Annotated in this window: 13 protein-coding genes; 1 reads left to right on the top strand and 12 read right to left on the bottom strand. The window is 64.3% G+C overall.

The window, feature by feature from the left end:
- Nucleotides 1–85: 85 nt before the first annotated feature.
- Nucleotides 86–1555: an IMP dehydrogenase gene (guaB, locus tag E0L37_RS03315; RefSeq protein ID WP_133490381.1), complete on the bottom strand. Its 1470-nt coding sequence runs from the start codon at nt 1553–1555 to the stop codon at nt 86–88.
- Nucleotides 1556–1877: 322 nt separating this feature from the next.
- On the opposite strand from guaB, the gene xseA reads away from it, so the two are divergent.
- The gene (xseA, locus tag E0L37_RS03310) at nt 1878–3230 is read left to right on the top strand and encodes an exodeoxyribonuclease VII large subunit (protein ID WP_133490661.1); all 1353 of its coding nucleotides are present in this window, start codon (nt 1878–1880) and stop codon (nt 3228–3230) included.
- Here the strand turns inward: xseA and E0L37_RS03305 are convergent.
- From E0L37_RS03305 to rlmN, 11 genes are all read right to left on the bottom strand, one after another.
- Complete coding sequence (locus E0L37_RS03305) at nt 3196–5079, bottom strand: ATP-binding protein (protein ID WP_236564057.1); 1884 nt, start codon at nt 5077–5079, stop codon at nt 3196–3198. The two genes, xseA and E0L37_RS03305, sit on opposite strands and share 35 nt — an antisense overlap.
- The gene (locus E0L37_RS03300) at nt 5079–5906 is read right to left on the bottom strand and encodes a hypothetical protein (RefSeq protein ID WP_133490379.1); all 828 of its coding nucleotides are present in this window, start codon (nt 5904–5906) and stop codon (nt 5079–5081) included. The genes E0L37_RS03305 and E0L37_RS03300 overlap by 1 nt, the downstream gene beginning before the upstream one ends.
- 121 nt (nt 5907–6027) lie before the next feature.
- Nucleotides 6028–8148 (bottom strand): TonB-dependent siderophore receptor, encoded by a 2121-nt coding sequence (locus tag E0L37_RS03295; protein ID WP_240687418.1) that lies wholly within the window; start codon nt 8146–8148, stop codon nt 6028–6030.
- A gap of 82 nt (nt 8149–8230) precedes the next feature.
- Entirely contained in the window at nt 8231–9628 is a 1398-nt protein-coding gene (gene der / locus E0L37_RS03290) for a ribosome biogenesis GTPase Der (RefSeq protein WP_133490378.1), read from the bottom strand.
- A gap of 298 nt (nt 9629–9926) precedes the next feature.
- Nucleotides 9927–11123, bottom strand: a complete 1197-nt coding sequence (gene bamB / locus E0L37_RS03285) for an outer membrane protein assembly factor BamB (RefSeq protein ID WP_133490377.1) — start codon at nt 11121–11123, stop codon at nt 9927–9929.
- 5 nt (nt 11124–11128) lie between these two features.
- Nucleotides 11129–11776, bottom strand: coding sequence for a tetratricopeptide repeat protein (locus E0L37_RS03280; RefSeq protein WP_236564053.1), 648 nt, complete (start codon nt 11774–11776; stop codon nt 11129–11131).
- A gap of 12 nt (nt 11777–11788) precedes the next feature.
- On the bottom strand, nt 11789–13069 hold the full coding sequence (gene hisS / locus E0L37_RS03275) for a histidine--tRNA ligase (RefSeq protein WP_133490376.1): 1281 nt from the start codon (nt 13067–13069) through the stop codon (nt 11789–11791).
- 130 nt (nt 13070–13199) lie between these two features.
- On the bottom strand, nt 13200–14318 hold the full coding sequence (gene ispG / locus E0L37_RS03270) for a flavodoxin-dependent (E)-4-hydroxy-3-methylbut-2-enyl-diphosphate synthase (RefSeq protein WP_133490375.1): 1119 nt from the start codon (nt 14316–14318) through the stop codon (nt 13200–13202).
- Nucleotides 14319–14437: 119 nt separating this feature from the next.
- Entirely contained in the window at nt 14438–15352 is a 915-nt protein-coding gene (locus E0L37_RS03265; RefSeq protein ID WP_133490374.1) for a RodZ family helix-turn-helix domain-containing protein, read from the bottom strand.
- Entirely contained in the window at nt 15352–16128 is a 777-nt protein-coding gene (pilW, locus tag E0L37_RS03260) for a type IV pilus biogenesis/stability protein PilW (RefSeq protein WP_133490373.1), read from the bottom strand. The genes E0L37_RS03265 and pilW overlap by 1 nt, the downstream gene beginning before the upstream one ends.
- Nucleotides 16125–17267, bottom strand: a complete 1143-nt coding sequence (rlmN, locus tag E0L37_RS03255) for a 23S rRNA (adenine(2503)-C(2))-methyltransferase RlmN (protein ID WP_133490372.1) — start codon at nt 17265–17267, stop codon at nt 16125–16127. Before rlmN ends, pilW begins: the two co-directional genes overlap by 4 nt.
- Nucleotides 17268–17325: the final 58 nt, after the last annotated feature.

Genomic DNA, 17325 nt, shown 5'->3' with positions numbered 1-17325 from the left:
CTTTAAAAACAAAAATCGGGCGAGCCTTGGCTCGTCCGATTTTTAGCGTCCGGCGTCCGGCGTCCAGCGTCCGGCTCCCGTGGGCTCACCCCACGGGGTAGTTCGGTGCTTCCTTCGTAATCGTCACGTCGTGCACGTGGGATTCCTTCATGCCCGCGTTGGTGACCTTGACGAATTCCGGTTTGGTGCGCATTTCGTCGATGCTGGCGCAGCCAGTGTAGCCCATGGAGGCACGCAGGCCGCCCATCAGCTGGTGGACGATGGCGCTCATCGGGCCCTTGTAGGGCACACGGCCTTCGATGCCTTCCGGTACCAGCTTCTCGATGCCGGCGGCGGCGTCCTGGAAGTAACGGTCCGAGGAGCCGGTGGAGCCGGACATGGCGCCCAGGGAGCCCATGCCCCGGTAGGCTTTGTAGTAGCCGCCCTGGAACAGTTCCACTTCGCCGGGGGCTTCCTCGGTGCCGGCCAGCAGGGAGCCGATCATGATGGCGTGGGCGCCGGCGGCGACGGCCTTGGCGATGTCGCCGGAGAAGCGGATGCCGCCATCGGAGATCAGCGGCACGCCGGTACCTTCCAGTTCAGCGGCGACGTCGGAAACCGCGGTGATTTGCGGCACGCCGATGCCGGCGACGATGCGGGTGGTGCAGATGGAGCCGGGGCCGATGCCCACCTTTACCGCGTCGGCGCCGGCGTCCACCAGAGCGCGGGCGGCGGCGGCGGTGGCGATGTTACCGCCAATCACCTGCACTTCCGGAAAGTGCTTCTTGACCCAGGCAACGCGGTCGATGACGCCCTGGGAGTGACCGTGGGCGGTGTCCACCACGATCACATCCACACCGGCTTCCACCAGCGCGGCGACCCGTTCCTCGGTACCGGCGCCGGTGCCGACGGCGGCGCCCACGCGCAGGCGGCCCTGGCTATCTTTACAGGCGTTGGGATAACGGGTGGCTTTCTCGATGTCCTTGACGGTGATCATGCCGCGCAGCGCGCCGGACTCGTTCACCACCAGGATTTTCTCGATGCGGTGCTTGTGCAGCAGGCCTTGCACTTCGTCGGCGCTGGCGCCTTCCTTGACCGTTACCAGGCGCTCCTGGCGGGTCATGATGTCGGCCACGTGCTGGTCGTAGTCGGTGATGAAGCGGGTGTCACGGCTGGTGACGATGCCCACTACCTGTTCGCCTTCCACCACCGGCACGCCGGAAATGTTGTTGGCTTCGGTGAGACGCAGCAGCTCCGCCACGGTGGCGTCCGGGCTGATGGTGATCGGATCCTTGACCACGCCGGATTCGAATTTCTTGACCATGCGCACGTTACGGGCCTGCTCTTCCACCGGCATGCTCTTGTGCAGGATACCGATGCCGCCTTCCTGGGCCATGGTGATGGCCAGGCGGTATTCGGTGACGGTGTCCATGGCGGCGGAGATCAGCGGAATATTCAGTTCGATTTCCCGCGTCAGGCGCGATTTGAGGGACACATCCTTGGGCAGAACATCCGAGTGGGCAGGCAGGAGCAGAACGTCGTCAAACGTCAAGGCTTCTTGGGCAATTCTGAGCATATTGCACCGTGGGAGCTGGGGGAGATTCGGCCTGGCCGAAGATGCCGGGCGGCACCGGACGGTCATGGGGCGCCGCCACGTCAAACCGGACCAAAGGCTCCGTTAAATTAAGCGGGGCATTATACGGTAAGGCGGTGCTTGGCGGCAATCGGGGATCACGGCGGGAAATCGCTCTCAACTGTGGGAAGCTGGCTTGCCAGCGAATGGGGCCATGGAGAGCCGGATGAATTCGCTGGCGAGCCAGCTTCCCACAGCGGTGTTGAAATCGGCTGGTGGAGAGCAACGCTTGCGGCGGCGGCGGGGGGCGCTTACATTGCGCGGCATGACTTCATCACGCACCGAACCCTATTCCATCAGCCGTCTCAATCTGGAAGCCCAGGGACTGCTGGAAGGCAGTTTCCCACTGATCTGGTTGCAGGGGGAGCTGTCCAATTTGTCCCGTCCCCGTTCCGGCCACTGGTATTTCAGCCTCAAGGACGACCGCGCCCAGGTCAACGGCGCCATGTTCCGCAATCGCAATCAGTTGCTGCGCTTCCAGCCCCGCGACGGCCAGCAGGTGCTGGTGCGCGCCCGTGTCACGCTGTACGTGCCGCGTGGCGGTTTCCAGCTGGTGGTGGAGCACATGGAAGAGGCCGGCGAAGGGGCGCTGCGCGCCCAGTTCGAGGCGCTCAAGGCGAAACTGGAGGCGGAAGGGCTGTTCGCCAGCGAGCGCAAGCGCCCCCTGCCCCGCTGGCCGCGCCGCATTGGCGTGATCACCAGCCCCAGCGGCGCGGCGGTACGCGATGTGGTGCAGGTGCTGAAGCGCCGCTGCCCCGGCATTCCGGTGCTGGTCTATCCGGCGGCGGTACAGGGCGACGAAGCACCGATGCAGCTGCGCCGGGCCTTGGATCTGGCGGTGCGCCGGGCGGAGTGCGACGTGCTGGTGATCGGCCGGGGCGGCGGCTCCCTGGAGGATCTGTGGGCGTTCAACGACGAAGCCCTGGTGCGGGCGGTGGCGGCCTGTCCGATCCCCATCGTCTCGGCGGTGGGGCACGAGGTGGATGTGGCGCTGACCGACTTCGCCGCCGATCTGCGCGCGCCGACACCCTCGGCGGCGGCGGAGCTGGTGAGCCCGGACGGCGACGCCATTCTGGCGCGGCTGGATCAGCTACAGCGCCGCCAGCACCGGGCCGTGGCCGGCACGTTGCAATACCGCCGTCAGCGGCTGAGCCAGTTGGCCCACCGGCTGCAGCTGCGCCACCCGCAACGGGAGCTGGAGCAGCGGCGGCAGCAGGTGGATGAATATCAGGCCCGTCTGCAACGGGCGCTGCGGCACCAACAGACACTGCTGCAGGCGCGCCTGGATCGCCTGAAAGGCCGGGTGATGCAGCAGTCTCCGCGCCAGCGGCTGGCGCTGCAGCGGCAACGCCTGCTGGGCCTGCAACGGCGGCTGCCGGTACCGCTGCGGCACCAGCGCGGCCAGTTGCAGCAGCGGCTCACCAGCCTGGGCCGGCGGCTGCACACCGCCAGTCCTCTGGCGACGCTGGACCGGGGTTATTCGCTGACGCTGGCCGAAGGCCAGCCGCTGCGCTCGGTGAAAGCGCTCGAGGAAGGCCAGACCGTGGAAACGCGGCTGGCGGACGGCCGCTTCGAATCCACTGTCACTCGACTTCTACCGTCTTCAGATAACGACTGAGCAGCTTCGCCAGCAGTTGCCGGCGGTAAGGTTTGGCCAGGTGATCGTCCATGCCGGAGGCGAGGCAGCGTTCCCGCTCCCCGCCCAGCGCATTGGCGGTGAGGGCGATGATCGGCACCGGCGAGCGACCCGCCGCCCGTTCCCAGCGGCGAATCGCCCGGGTCGCTTCCAGGCCGTCCATCACCGGCATTTGCACGTCCATCAGCACCACGTCGAAGTTTTCCCCCTGGATGGTGTTGAGCGCGGTTTCGCCGTCGCCGCAGCTGACCACGTCCAGCCCCAGGTTTTCCAGCATCCGGGCCGCCACCATGCGGTTGACCAGGTTGTCCTCCACCAGCAAGGCGCGGCCGCGCAGATGACCATCGTCGATGCTCGGGCCGTCGCTGGCCTGCTCTCCGGCGACCCGGGCGCGCACGCGCAGCCGCAGAGTGAAGCAGCTGCCCTCCCCGGCCCGGCTTTTGACCGTCAGATCGCCGCCGAGCATCTCCGCCAGCCGGCGGGCGATGGCCAGCCCCAGGCCGGTGCCTCCATAACGGCGTGACGGTGACGCGTCCAGCTGCGAGAACGCCACGAACAGGCGATCCCGCTGGGCGTCCGAGATGCCGATGCCGGTGTCGGTGACCGACAGCGACAGATTCATCAGGCCGTGCTCGTCGGCGGCGGCCTGGATCGTCACCCGCACCCCGCCCTGCTCGGTGAACTTCACCGCGTTGGAAATCAGGTTGCTGAGAATCTGGCGTAGCCGGGTGGGGTCGGAATACAGGTCATAGCCTTCCAGTTGCTCCAGCCCTTCCAGTTCCAGGTACAGGCCCTTGTGGCGGGCAACGTAGCGGAACGTGCCGATGCAGTTTTCCAGCAGCGGGCCGGGGGCGAAGAAGGTCTGGTCGATGTCCATGCGCCCGGCTTCGATGCGCGAGAAATCGAGAATGTCGTTGATCACTTCCAGCAGGTGGCCGGTGGACTCCAGCGCCGCCTGGGTGTATTCGCGCTGTTCGTCGTTCTGCCGGGTGGTTTCCAGCAGTTGCAGCATGCCGAGCACACCGTTCATGGGGGTGCGCAGTTCATGGCTCATCATCGCCAGGAAATCGGTTTTCGCCTGGCTGGCCTGCTGCGCGCTGCGATGGGCCTGGCGCAACTCGCCCATGGCCCGTTGCTGATCGGCGCGGGCACGCTCCAGTCCGGAGGCCAGTTCGTTGATGTCCCGTTGCAGGTCCGACAGCTCTCCCTGCAGATGATGATCGCCACGCGCGCGGTAATCACCGCCGCGAATCACCCGCACCAGGCCGGACAAATAGGACAGCGGCTCGGCGATGCGGCGGGCCAGATAACCGGCGCACACCAGGCCCACCATCATCGCCAGCAGGGCCGGCACCAGACTGGCGGTGAGGATTTCTTTCTGTCGCACCGCCAGCAGTTCCGGAGCCAGCCCCAGTACCACTTCGCCGACCCGGTCCCCGGGGTCCACATAGCGGTCGGCTTCGGAAGCGGACAGCGGCTGCCGGTAGATGCCGGCACGGAATTCCAGCAGCTCGCCGCGCCCGTCGCTGGTGGCCCGGCCTTCGCTCAACAGCACCTGGCCGCTCTCGTCACGGAACGCCACGTAGTAAACGTCCGGGCGCTGCAGCGCCATGTTGGCGTGCCGACGCAACTCCGAGGTGTTGCCGGAGAGCACACCGTACTCAGCCGTGGCGGCCAGTTGGCGGGCCAGGAAACCGCCCAGCTCGCGCACTTCGTTGTCGGCGTCCTGCAAGCGCTGCCAGGTGAGCGTCACCAGCACCAGAACCAGCATGATCAGCGCCGGTATCACACCGAGCCAGCGCAGTTGCCGGCGAATCCCCCCCTGGGCCATCACGGTTGCTCCTCCCATCTTTGCTGTAACGCCCGGGGCTCCCAAAACGGCAGGTTATAGGCGCGCGCCACATGCTCATTGACGCTGATACTGCTGTCTTCGACAAAATCCGGTGACGGCCAGTGCCCTTGTTGCCGCCATTGGTCGAGCCAGCGCAATGCTTGCCGAGCCTGCGCCGGCAAAGACGAATGGACACTGGCGACACTGCCGGCGTTGACAAAACCCCGGCCTGGTCCGACCACGGGCACCCGTTGGCGGTAGCCGGAGAGTAAAATGAGTTTGGCGGTGCCGGCGTTGAACAGCGTCTCGTCTTCCGGCAGTAACAGCAAATCCCACTGTGGCAAGTGCCTTCTCAGCAGCGGTCCGATGCCGGCGGCGGAGGAAACCGATACCCAATCCAGTTGCAGGGAAGCGGTGGCCGCCGAAGGCAGAGGCTGCCAGGCACTGTCGGGGCCGTACAAGACACCAACGCGGTTGACTCCGGGAAACAGGATTTCGATCAGGCGCAACTGTTGTTCCAGCGACACGCCACTCCAGATCGCGCTACACTGGCAATCCCGGCGTCTGGCCTCGTCAACCACCGCTGGTGGCACCGAAATGCCGAGCACCGGCCCGCCCTCTTCCACCGCGCGCCGAAACGGAGCGGCCGCCAAAGCCAGGGTAACGTCGGCGCCGCTGTCCACCAGATTCCAGGACAGCGGCGTCGACACCTGTTCCAGGGCCAATAGAAAGTCGCCGCGTTGCTGCGGCTGGTCGCTGATCACGCGCAGCCGCAGCGGGTCGTCGGCGGCCGCCGACAGGGAGTACAACGCAAGGGTAGCGAGCAAAATCCGGGCCTTCCTTGACCAGCGCACGCTCAGCGACCTCCCCACGGTGCGACATCAATCCGCTCCCCGCCGGTGACGGCGAAGAGGCGGATATGATGGAAAAGGCGTCGCTCCGTCATGGTCAGAACCGCAAGGCCAGGGTCACCCAGAACCGTTCATCGTCCCGGTACTGGTTTTCGGCGAACACCACCGGTTCGTTTTCCAGGTAGTGTTGCACCAGCAAGCTGGTCTCCAGGTAGGTGGGCCCCAGAGCACGGCGATAAGCCAGCCGCAGATCCACTCGTTCGTAGGGATGATGGTTGTAGTCCCGGGCCAGGTAATAGCCACCGGAAAGCCACCAGTTGCGCAGCGCGTGCCATTCCCACAGGGCACTACCGCTGTCGCGGGCGGCGAAGCGTAATTCCGTGGCGCGGTTGCCGCGGGTGTGGATATGAGCGCCGCTGAGACGCAGCCAGTGCCGGGCCCCGGCCCGCCAGCTGAGCTGCGCTTCGGCGCCACGATGGGTGACCTCGCCACTGTTGTCGGCGTCGAAATTCACCGGACTGATGGGGCCGCTGATCAGGTCCCAGAGTTCCTCCTGGAAATAACGCACATCCAGTTCCACGTCACCGAAGTGGCCGTAGTAGCCCCATTCCCGGGAGCGGATGCGTTCCGGCTTCAGATTACCATCGGCCTGTTCGCTGACGAAGAAGTAGGCCGGGTCCCAACCCAGCCAGTCCGCGGTGCGGTCACCGAAGGGCCCGTTGAGCCGGCTGATCGGCGCGTTGGAATGGGCCTGGTCCTCGTAGATGTCCGGCGCGCGCAGGCCACGGGCGTATACCCAGCGCAAATGGTGTCCGGGCATCAATCGCCAGGACAAACCGACCCGCGGGGAGAAGTGCTCGCCGTTGAGGTCATCGTATTCCCAGTAGCCCCCCAGGTTGGCGGTGAGCCGGGGCAACGGTTTCAAGGCCAGGTTGGCGAAAGCACGGCGGCTGACGTTGTCGGCGGTGCCGCTCAGGTAGGTTTGCGAGCTGCCCCGGTCGTAACGCAGGTTGAGCCCCGCCACCAGCCGGGCCCACCGGTTGATTTGAACGGTGTCCTGGATTTCCAGATCGTAACGGTGCTCGCGCACGTCCAGATAGCTGGTGCCACAAAAGCGGTCGGCGCCGCTACCGAGCAACGTGGCATAACGCTGCCTCACCGCCGGGTCGGTGGGCGCGGCGGCCAGCGTGGCGTCGAGGTCGCCGCCGTGGGCCAGATACAGGTCGCGCATTTCCTTCGAGAAAAACAGGCCGCCGCCAGCGCCGTGTTGTCCGGTGAGCGGATCGAAATAGCACATGGTCAGCGGCAGCTCTTCGTCGGAATACTGGGCGTAACCGGATACTTTCAGTTGATGCCAGTCGGAGAGTTGACGTTCCCACACCATGCCGGCGAACGCGCTGTCATCGCGCTGTATCGCCAGTCCCTGGTAGTCACCCAGGCCGCGCAGGCTGCTTTCCGGTGCCCGCTCCAGTTTTGAACGGCTGCCCCCCAGGTAGAAGCTGAGCACGTCGCCGTTGTCCAGTTCCCAGACCCCACGGCCATTAACGTTGTGGGTGCGCTTGGCATCGCCGCCCTCCATCGGTGGCAAGCCAGCGTCGTAGCCGTGGTCGGCGCGGCTTTCCACGGACACCCGGAAAGCCCCGTTGCCACGGTGCCAGCCACCACTAACGTAGGCGTCGCGGATACCGTTGTTGCCAGCGCGCAGACGGACTGCCTGGCCTTCGCTGTCGCGTGGGTCGCGGCTGATGATGTTGATCACCCCGGAGAAGGCGTTGGCGCCATAGGCCGCGGCAGCCGGGCCGCGCGTCACCTCGACGCGCTCCACGTCCTCCAGAGCGATGGCCAGGTCATTCCAGTTGACCCGGGCCAACCCCGGCCGGTAAACGCTGCGACCATCGAGCAGCACCAGCATGCGGCGGTGATCACGGGCCTGCGTGCCGTGATAGGACACCGACGGCACATTGCCGTCGGCCTTGGCCACGCTCATGCCGGGCACCAGCCGCATGACCTGATACAGCTCCCTGGCGCCGCTGGCGCGGATCATATCCTGGGTAATGATGGTGACACTGGCGGGAGCTTCGGAGAGGGGCTGGTCGAGACGGGCCGGGGTCAGGACCCGTGGAATGTCCGGCCCGGCCATCTCCTGGGCGTGGCTCAGCCCCACCGTACTTGCCAGTACGGCGGCGGACCAGAGCCACACTCCACAGTGGTATCGCACCCCGTGCTTCCCCCCGCTTGATCCCGAGCGGCGCCGTCCCCACGACGGCAACCGTTCTCCGTTTTTTCTATCGGAGTTCGAGTTATTTCTTGATGTGTTTCATCATGCGCCGCCGGCGGCGGATCTGCCGATCGGTCAGCGGATTCTTGCGCCCCTCGTAGGGGTTGTCACCGGATTTCAGCTCCAGCCGGATCGGCGAGCCTTCGATCTTCAACAATTCCCGGAACCGGTTCTCCAGATAACGCCGGTAACTCACCGGCAAGGAATCGGTGCGGTTACCGTGGATCACCACCACCGGCGGATTCGAGCCACCCAGGTGCGCGTATCGCAGCTTGGCACGAAAACGGCCGCTGCGCGGCGGCGGATGGGAATGAGTGATGTCTTCCAGCATGCGCGTCAGGGCATTGCTGCCGATCTTGATGAAAGCGGAATCCCAAGCCCGCTCCACCAGCCCGAACAGGTCGCCAACGCCGGTGCCATGCAGGGCGGAGATGAATTTTATTTTAGCCCAGGGCACGAATTGCAAGCGGCGATCCAGTTGCTGCTTGACCCAGTCCTTGTGATCGCTTTCCAGGCCATCCCACTTGTTCATGGCGATCACCAGGGCGCGGCCGGCTTCCAGCACATAGCCCAACAGGTGCAGATCCTGGTCACTGATGCCGTCCCGGGCATCCACCACCAGCAATACCACCTGGGCCGCATCCACCGCCTGCAACGCCTTGATCACCGAGAATTTTTCGATGGTCTCGTGGACTTTGCCCCGGCGGCGCACTCCGGCGGTGTCGATCAGCACATAAGGCCGGCCATTGCGCTCGAACGGCACTTCGATGGAATCCCGGGTGGTACCGGCCTGGTCGAACACCACCACCCGCTCTTCGCCGAGTATACGGTTGATCAGCGTGGATTTGCCCACATTGGGGCGCCCCAGCACCGCCACCCGCACGGTGTCCGGATCTTCCGGTTCTTCCTCTTCACCGGCTTCCTCCGGCTCGGGGAAGATCGCCAGTACTTCGTCCATCAGCGCGCGTACGCCACGCCCGTGGGCAGCGGCGATGGGCAGCACCTGAGTCAGTCCCAGAGCGTAGAAATCCGCCATGGCGGAATCCGGGTCCAGGCCATCGGTCTTGTTCACCACCAGGAACACCGGCTTGGGCAACTTGCGCAACTCCGAGGCCACCTGCTGGTCGGCGGCGGTCAGGCCGGCGCGGCCGTCCACCAGGAACAGTACCGCGTCCGCTTCACCCACCGCGAGCAGGGCCTGATCGGTCATTGGCCGGTCTATACCCTCCTCGCTTTCGCCGATACCGCCGGTATCGACCACGATATAGGGCCGATCGCCCATGCGGCCGTCCCCGTATTTGCGGTCACGGGTGAGCCCGGGGAAGTCCGCCACCAGGGCGTCCCGGGTACGGGTGAGGCGATTGAACAGGGTGGACTTGCCCACATTGGGGCGGCCCACCAGGGCGATAACCGGTTTCATGCGGCACTCTGACGGTATATTGGGGCGCTATGGTATTAACTTAGCGGGGAAGTTGCCAAATTAATCGGTGCTGGCGGGGCGGCAAACGGTATCGCAATCCGTGGGCCACTGCTGCCCCACGGTTGTGAAATGGTTCGCTTACACGCCGATTCGCTGCCAAGGCAGCTTCCCACAGAGGGATCGGACCTGTGTGGGAAGCTGCCTTGGCAGCGAATCGGCGCTCGTGCGGAGCCGTCCAAATTTGTGGACACTAGCGATCCATAGACCGCGGTGCCTTTTCAGGACTGACCGGTTCGGATCAGTCCCGGGCTTCCAGGCGGTAAGCGGCCAGACGGCCCTCGCTGCCGAGCACGTAGATGACGTCGTCGTGGCGGATCGGCGCGGAAACAATGGGTTTGCCGCGATGGCGATAGCGGGCCACCAGTTTGCCGTCACTCTGGTCCATCCAGTGCAGATAGCCTTCGTAGTCACCGACCACCACCAGGTCGTCCTGCACCGTGGTGCCGGTGAGGCGGCGGCCGTACAGCTTGTCCTGCTGCCACAGGAAGGTACCGCTGCGCTGATCGACGCCGCGCACCAGGCCCTGATCGTCGCTGACGAACAGCGTGCCCAGATCGGAACTGAGGCGCTGATGGCTGGAAATGTCCTTGGCCCAGTAAGGGCGGCCGTTTTCCCAGTCCAACACCGCCACCTTGCCCTGGAACGTGGCGGTGAACACGCCGCCGTTCTCCACGATCAGGCTGGTGTTGATGTCCACCAGACGATCCAGCTCGGAACGGCCGGTGGGTTCGGCCACCCGGCGCTCCCAGATCGGCGAACCGGTCTGTTCATCCAGGCACACCACCTTGCCGCCGGAAAAGGCGGCGTAGACGCGCCCGGCGGTCACCACCGGCTGCGTGCCACCGAGCAGAATCAGGTTGGGGATGGCGGTCTCGTACTCCCAGCGCGGCTCGCCGGTTTCGCTGTCCAGTGCCTGGATACGGCCGTCGATGGTCTGGTACAGCGCCAGGGAACCGGTGGCGGTAGGCGCGGAGAGGATCTCACTGCTCAACTGGCGGCGCCACAATTCGCTGCCGTCCTCGGCGGACAGCGCCACCGCTTCGCCTTCCCGGGTGCCGTAGTAGACCTTGCCGTAACCGGCGAAGAGGCCGCCAGAAATGCGATCCTTGGTTTTGTTGCGCCACTGGCGATCGCCGTCTTCACGGTTGAAGGCGTAGACCTGGCCGTGTACGTCGGCGGCGAACACCTGCTGGCTGGTCACCGCCGGGCTCAGTTTCATCGAGGTCTCGTCCATACCGTCGCCGGCATTGGCTTTCCACAGCCGTTTGACCTTGTAGGCACTGTCGAAGTCCGGCAGATCATTGGGCTCGATGGCGTTGGGGTTACTGCTGCATCCGGTCAGTACCAGCGCGCCCGCCACCAGGGCCACCAGGCCGCGCGTGGTGAGGGAGCGGCGCAGACCGCCGGAAGCTTGGGAGGCTTTAAGAGGCTGCATAAATCTCACGATTGACGGTTCAGGTCATCCAGTTTCATTTGCACGCGGTCACTTCCCCCCTGGCCGCCCATGGCTTCCAGTGCGGAAGCATAAGCGTCCCGTGCTTCGTCCCATTGCTGCCTGGCCTTGGCGACGTCGCCTTTGAGTTCCAGGGCCTGCCCCTGCATGGCCTCGGGCCAGGTACGGCCCAACTCCTTGCCGGCGGCGTCCAGCTCGTTCTGGGCGATCAGGACTCGCACCAGGCGCAGCCGGGCCACGTGTTCCAGTTCCTTGGTGGCGGGTTTGTCCACCACCAGGCGCAGTTGGCTGGCGGCCTCGCCCAGATCACCGTTCTGTACCGCCAGCTTGGCCAGTGCCAGATGAGCGTAACCGGCGTAGCTGCTGCCGGCGAATTGGTCGATCAAGGCTTCGGCATTGGTTTTCACCACGCCGGCATCGCCGTCGCCGGCACCAGTCGGCATCGCGCTAATCATTTTCTCGTACAGGCCGGAGGCCTTGCCGGCTTCGACGCTTTGATGCTGCTGCCATTGCCGCCAGCCGATCATCGAACCCACCGCCAGTACGATCACCACCACCGTGGCCACGCCGTTTTTCTGCCACCAGTTGCGCAGACGCTCGGCTTGTTCTTCTTCGTCACGGATGTAATCGGCCACCCCTGTTTCTCCTTACGCTTGTGATCTTGCGAGATGTTCGGCCAGCCAGTCGGCCAACCCGGTCTCGGGCAATTGCTGTTGTTCCGCGTCTTCACGCAGCGGCTTCACCGCCACTTCCCCGCGCGCCACTTCGTCCTCGCCGAGGATCAGCGCGTAGCGGGCGCCGCTGCGGTCGGCTTTTTTCATCTGGCTCTTGAAACCGCCGCCACCACAATGGGTGACGATACCGATGCCGGGGAGCCGGTCCCGTAGACGCTCGGCCAGAGCCAGAGCCTGGGACTGCACTTCGCCCATGGCAGCAATATAGAGTGCCACCGGCGCCGGCAGTTCCGGATTTTGTTGTTCCAGCAGCAGAATCAGCCGCTCCAGGCCCATGGCGAAGCCCACCGCCGGGGTCGGCTTGCCGCCCAGCTGCGCCACCAGGCCATCGTAACGGCCGCCGGCACAGACCGTGCCCTGGGCGCCCAGCGCCTGGGTGGTCCATTCGAATACGGTTTTGCCGTAATAGTCCAGTCCGCGCACCAAATAAGGGTTGAGGCGGTACTCGATGCCGGCGGCCTCCAATAACGCGCACAGCTTGCTGAAATGCTCGCGGGCATCGTCGTTGAGGAAGTCTTCCAGACGCGGCGCCTGCTCCAGCACTTCGCGGGTGCCGGCGTCCTTACTGTCGAGCACGCGCAGCGGGTTGCGTTCCAGCCGGCGCCGGGAATCGTCGTCCAGCCGCTCACTGTGTTCGCGCAGGTAGGCCACCAGGGCGTCACGGTAACGGGCGCGGTCCTCGGCGTCGCCCAGGGAGTTCAGCTCCAGGGTGACCTGATCGGACAGCCCCAGGGCCTTCCACAAACGCGCGGAAAGCAGAATCACCTCGGCGTCGATGTCCGGTCCGTCCATGCCGAAGGTTTCCACGCCAATCTGGTGGAACTGGCGGTAACGGCCGGCCTGGGGACGCTCATGGCGGAACATGGGCCCGGTATACCAGAGTCGCTGGGTCTGGTTGTAGAGCAGACCGTGCTCCTCGGCGGCGCGCACGCAGCTGGCGGTGCCTTCCGGACGCAGGGTCAGGCTGTCGCCGTTGCGATCCTCGAAGGTATACATTTCCTTTTCGACGATGTCGGTGACTTCACCGATACCACGCTTGAACAGATCAGTCTGTTCCAGAATCGGCGTGCGTATCTCCTGGTAGCCATAGGCCGCCAGCACGCCGCGCACCCTGTCCTCCAGCCACTGCCATAACGGCGTTTGCTGGGGCAGGATGTCGTTCATGCCGCGAATCGAGGTGATCTTCTTGCCCACCGGTTCTCCTTGTTAACGCTCGACGCCCGGCGCTGCACGCCCGACGCTTGAAACCCGACCGGAAACAACAAACGCCGGAGACTTGCCGCTTTTCGGCGTCAAGCATCCGGCGTCCGGCTTCCGGCGCTGTTTATTCACTACGCGCGATAATACCCTTGGCTTCGTCGTCACGCATTTTTTGCACCTTGGCGCGCACCATCCGCTCCAGTTCGCTCACCAGGTCTTCCTGTTTCACATGGTGGCTTTTCTGGCCATCTTCATAGGACAGATTGTTCGGCGTGCCGCCGGTGAGGCCGACGTCCGCTTCGCGAGCCTCGCCCGGGCCATTGACCAGACAGCCGATCACCGCCAGGTCCACGGATTCATTGATGTCTTCCAGACGCGCTTCCAATTCGTTGACGGTCTGGATCACATCGAAGTTCTGCCGCGAACAGCTCGGGCAGGCAATGATGTTGACGCCTTTCTTGCGCAAATTGAGGCTTTTGAGAATATCGAAACCGACACGAATCTCCTCCACCGGATCGGTGGCCAGGGAGATACGGATGGTGTCACCAATGCCTTCCAGCAGCAGACCGCCCAGCGCCACCGCGGATTTCACCGTGCCCGAGCGGAACGTGCCGGCCTCGGTGACGCCCAGGTGCAGGGGTTGCTCCACCTGGGTGGCGAGTTTGCGGTAGGCCTGCAACGTCATGAACACGTTGGAGGCCTTGACGCTGATTTTGAATTCCTGGAAATCGTGGCGGTCGAGAATCTCCACATGCCGCAACGCCGATTCCACCAGAGCATCGCTGGTGGGTTCGCCGTATTTGCGCTGCAGTTCCTTCTCCAGCGAGCCGGCGTTGACGCCGATGCGGATCGGGACCCCGTGATCGCGGGCGGACTGGATCACCGCCCGCACCCGGTCCTCGCGCCCGATGTTGCCGGGGTTGATACGCAGGCAGTCGGCGCCTTCGTCCGCTACTTTCAGGGCGATCTTGTAATCGTAATGGATGTCCGCCACCAGCGGCACCTGTACCTGTTTGCGGATCTTGCCGAAAGCCTCGGCGGCGTCCATGGTCGGCACCGAAACCCGCACGATATCGGCCCCCACCTCTTCCAGGCGGCGAATCTGCGCCACCGTGGCGTCCACGTCGCAGGTATCGGTGTTGGTCATGCTCTGCACGGAGATCGGAGCGTCACCGCCAACGGGCACGGATCCCACATGAATCTGCCGGGATTTGCGGCGTTGAATGGAAATTTCCGGTTCCATACTGACTCCTGAAGAGCTGAAACGTCTGATCGACTCATCGCGGCCCGGCGGCGGGCCGGGCATTCAACAGCTTTGGGCGGCTGTCGGGGCCATGCTAATACGGGACTACGGTAACGGGGCTACGGCATAGAGAAACGCAGCACCTGGCCGGACCCGCTGCCGGGAAGGGTTTCCACCTTGCCGTTGAGCGTCATCTCGCTCACCGCGGCGGCATCGCCGACGGTCAGCCGATAAGGCGCCTCGCCATTGAGGGACACTCGGTCGCCAGCGTTCTGCACACCTTCCACCAGGCGCTTTCCGGTGGCGTCCACGATGCGGACCCAGCAATCGCGGGAAAAAGCCATCTCCAGCCGGTCACCGCCGGTCTCGGCCTGCCCGGCTGCGGTTTCGCTGTCCTCCCCGGTCTGCTCCGGGGCACCTGCCCGGGGCTCCACGGCTTCGGTCCCACTGTCCTCGCCATTATCCACCGTATTGGAAGACGGCTCCATGACAGGTTCCGGAGTGGTGCTCTCGGGGGCCTGAGCGGGCTCCGCCGGCGATGTGGGCGGCTGCGCCATCCCGACCCCGGCGTCCGGCGGCGTCGGAGACGCCTCCGGTACCACACTCTCTTCCACCGTGTCCGGAGACTCACCGGGCGCCTCGGGCTCGCCGGCGGAAGGCCATAACCACCATGCCAGGACCAGCAGCAACAATACCAGCAGTACCAGCAGCAGCGGCCAACGCCAGTCGCGGCCACCGCTCAGCGGCTCATGCAGGGATTCGGTGGGCACTGGCTCCCGATGGTTCTGGTTCACATGCTGCTGAAAGCGGGACGCCACTTCCTCTCCAGGCAAACCAAGCAAGCGGGCGTAATTGCGCAAATACCCTTTGATAAAGGGCGGCTCGGGCAAACGCCCGTAATCGTCTTCCTCGAGAGCCTGAAGGTAGCTCATCGAAAGGTGCAGGTGCTCGGACACTTCCTCGCGGGTCATGCCCCGCTCTTCACGCACTCGACGCAACTGGGCGCCGGGCAGTTCCGTCCCTGACTCGCTCATTAAGGTGCCTCCTGAGCGTCGCGCCACTCCTGCCAGAGCCGGTATTCACGGGAGCCCCGGTGGAGATTCTGCAACGCAAGCTCATAACTGGATTGTTGGTCTTTACGGCCCAACTCGTGGGCCAGCCGCACCCCCAGCCACAACCCGGCGGGGTCCTGTCGACCCACCCGCTGAGTGTATTGTTGGTAGTAGTCCCAGCCCAGATCGTAGCGCTGCCCCTGATAATACAGCCGCGCCAGCTCCAGATTCGGTGTCACCGATCGCGGTTGCAGACGAAGCGCCTTGATAAAGGCTTCCTTGGCCTGCTCTGGCTGGTCCAGGCGCAAATGGCACAGGCCGATATTGCTATAGGCACTGCCCCGCCCTTCGTAACCGGGGTCGTTGGCGACCCGGCCGAACAGTTTGAGCGCTTCCTGGTACCGACCCTGGCTGTACAGCAGGGTTCCGTAGTTGTTCAACGCCGGCGCGTAATCACCGTCGATCCGCAGGGCGCGCTTGTAGTGACGCTCCTCATTCTCCGGATCGCGCTCGTAGTTATACAACAAGGCCATGGCATTGTGTGCCTTGGCACTGTTGTCATTGAGTGACAGAGCCCGGGAAAAATGCCGGCGGGCCTCGCTGGGATTGCCCTGCTGAAGATATTGAAGGCCAGCGGCGACGCGGCTGGTGACCGCCTCGTCCACCTTGACGTTGTTACGACTGCTCTCCACCGCGCAACCGGACAGCCAAAGGCCTCCGGCCAGTACCACAACCAAAGAAAAATGTCGTTTTATCATACGGACGCCGCATTGCCATCGGCCTGTTCGGTGCGGTGAAACACCGATTTTTTCCAACGTTCGGCACGACGGGTGCGGTCCTGCACCGTGCCCACCAGTTGCCCGCAGGCGGCGTCGATGTCGTCGCCCCGGGTGGTGCGTACCGTGGTCAGCAGGCCATGGTCATTAAGGAATTTATGAAACTCCAGGATGTCTTTTTTCCGGGAGCGCTCATAGCCAGCGTGGGGGAAGGGATTGAAGGGGATCAGGTTGACCTTCACCGGAATGCCGTTGAGCAGCTTGACCAGTTGCCGGGCGTGCTCCGGTTTGTCGTTCACGTCACGCAGCATCACGTATTCCATGGTGATGGTGTTGTGACGGTGAGTAATATTGTCGCTGTAGCGTTTGCAGGCGGCCATCAGTTCCGCCAGCGGGTATTTGCGATTGAGCGGCACCAGTTCGTTGCGCAGCTCATCATTGGGCGCGTGCAGACTGACCGCCAGCGCCACATCCAGATCCTGGCTGAGCTGGTCGATCTTCGGCACCACGCCGGAAGTGGACAGGGTAATGCGCTTCTTGCCGATGCCATAACCCAGGTCGTCCTTCATGATGCGCATGGCGGTGAGCACTTCGCCGTAATTCAACAACGGCTCGCCCATGCCCATCATCACCACATTGGTGATCGGATGCTCGCCCAGATTACGGCGTGGACCAAAGGCACGGCCCGCTTGCCACACCTGGCCGATGATCTCCGCACTGGTCAGATCGCGCTGAAAACCCTGTTTACCGGTGGAGCAGAAGCCGCAATCCACGGCGCAGCCCACCTGGGAGGACACACACAGGGTGCCGCGGCGGCCATCGGGGATGAACACGGTTTCCACCGCGCCGCCGCCGTCAGCCTCGAACACCCACTTGCGGGTGCCGTCCCGGGAAATACCTTCATGCAGCACCTTGGGGCCACGAATTTCCGCCACCTCGGTCAGCTTCTGGCGCAACGCCTTGCCGACGTCGGTCATCTGGTCAAAATGGTCCGCCTGATGGTGATGGATCCACTTCATCACCTGCTGGGCACGGAATTTTTTCTCCCCCATGTCGAGGAAGAACGCTTCCATGTGCTCACGGCTGAAACCGAGCAGATTGACCTTTTGCGGGACACTCATGGCTTCCTCCTGCGGCGGCGTCACGCCCCGCCCTGCGGCGAGGCGTCCACCCACCACC

It is taken from the genome of Alcanivorax sp. 24, assembly GCF_004360225.1.
GTDB lineage: Bacteria > Pseudomonadota > Gammaproteobacteria > Pseudomonadales > Alcanivoracaceae > Alloalcanivorax > Alloalcanivorax xiamenensis.
This window is presented reverse-complemented; position numbering and strand designations above follow the sequence as displayed.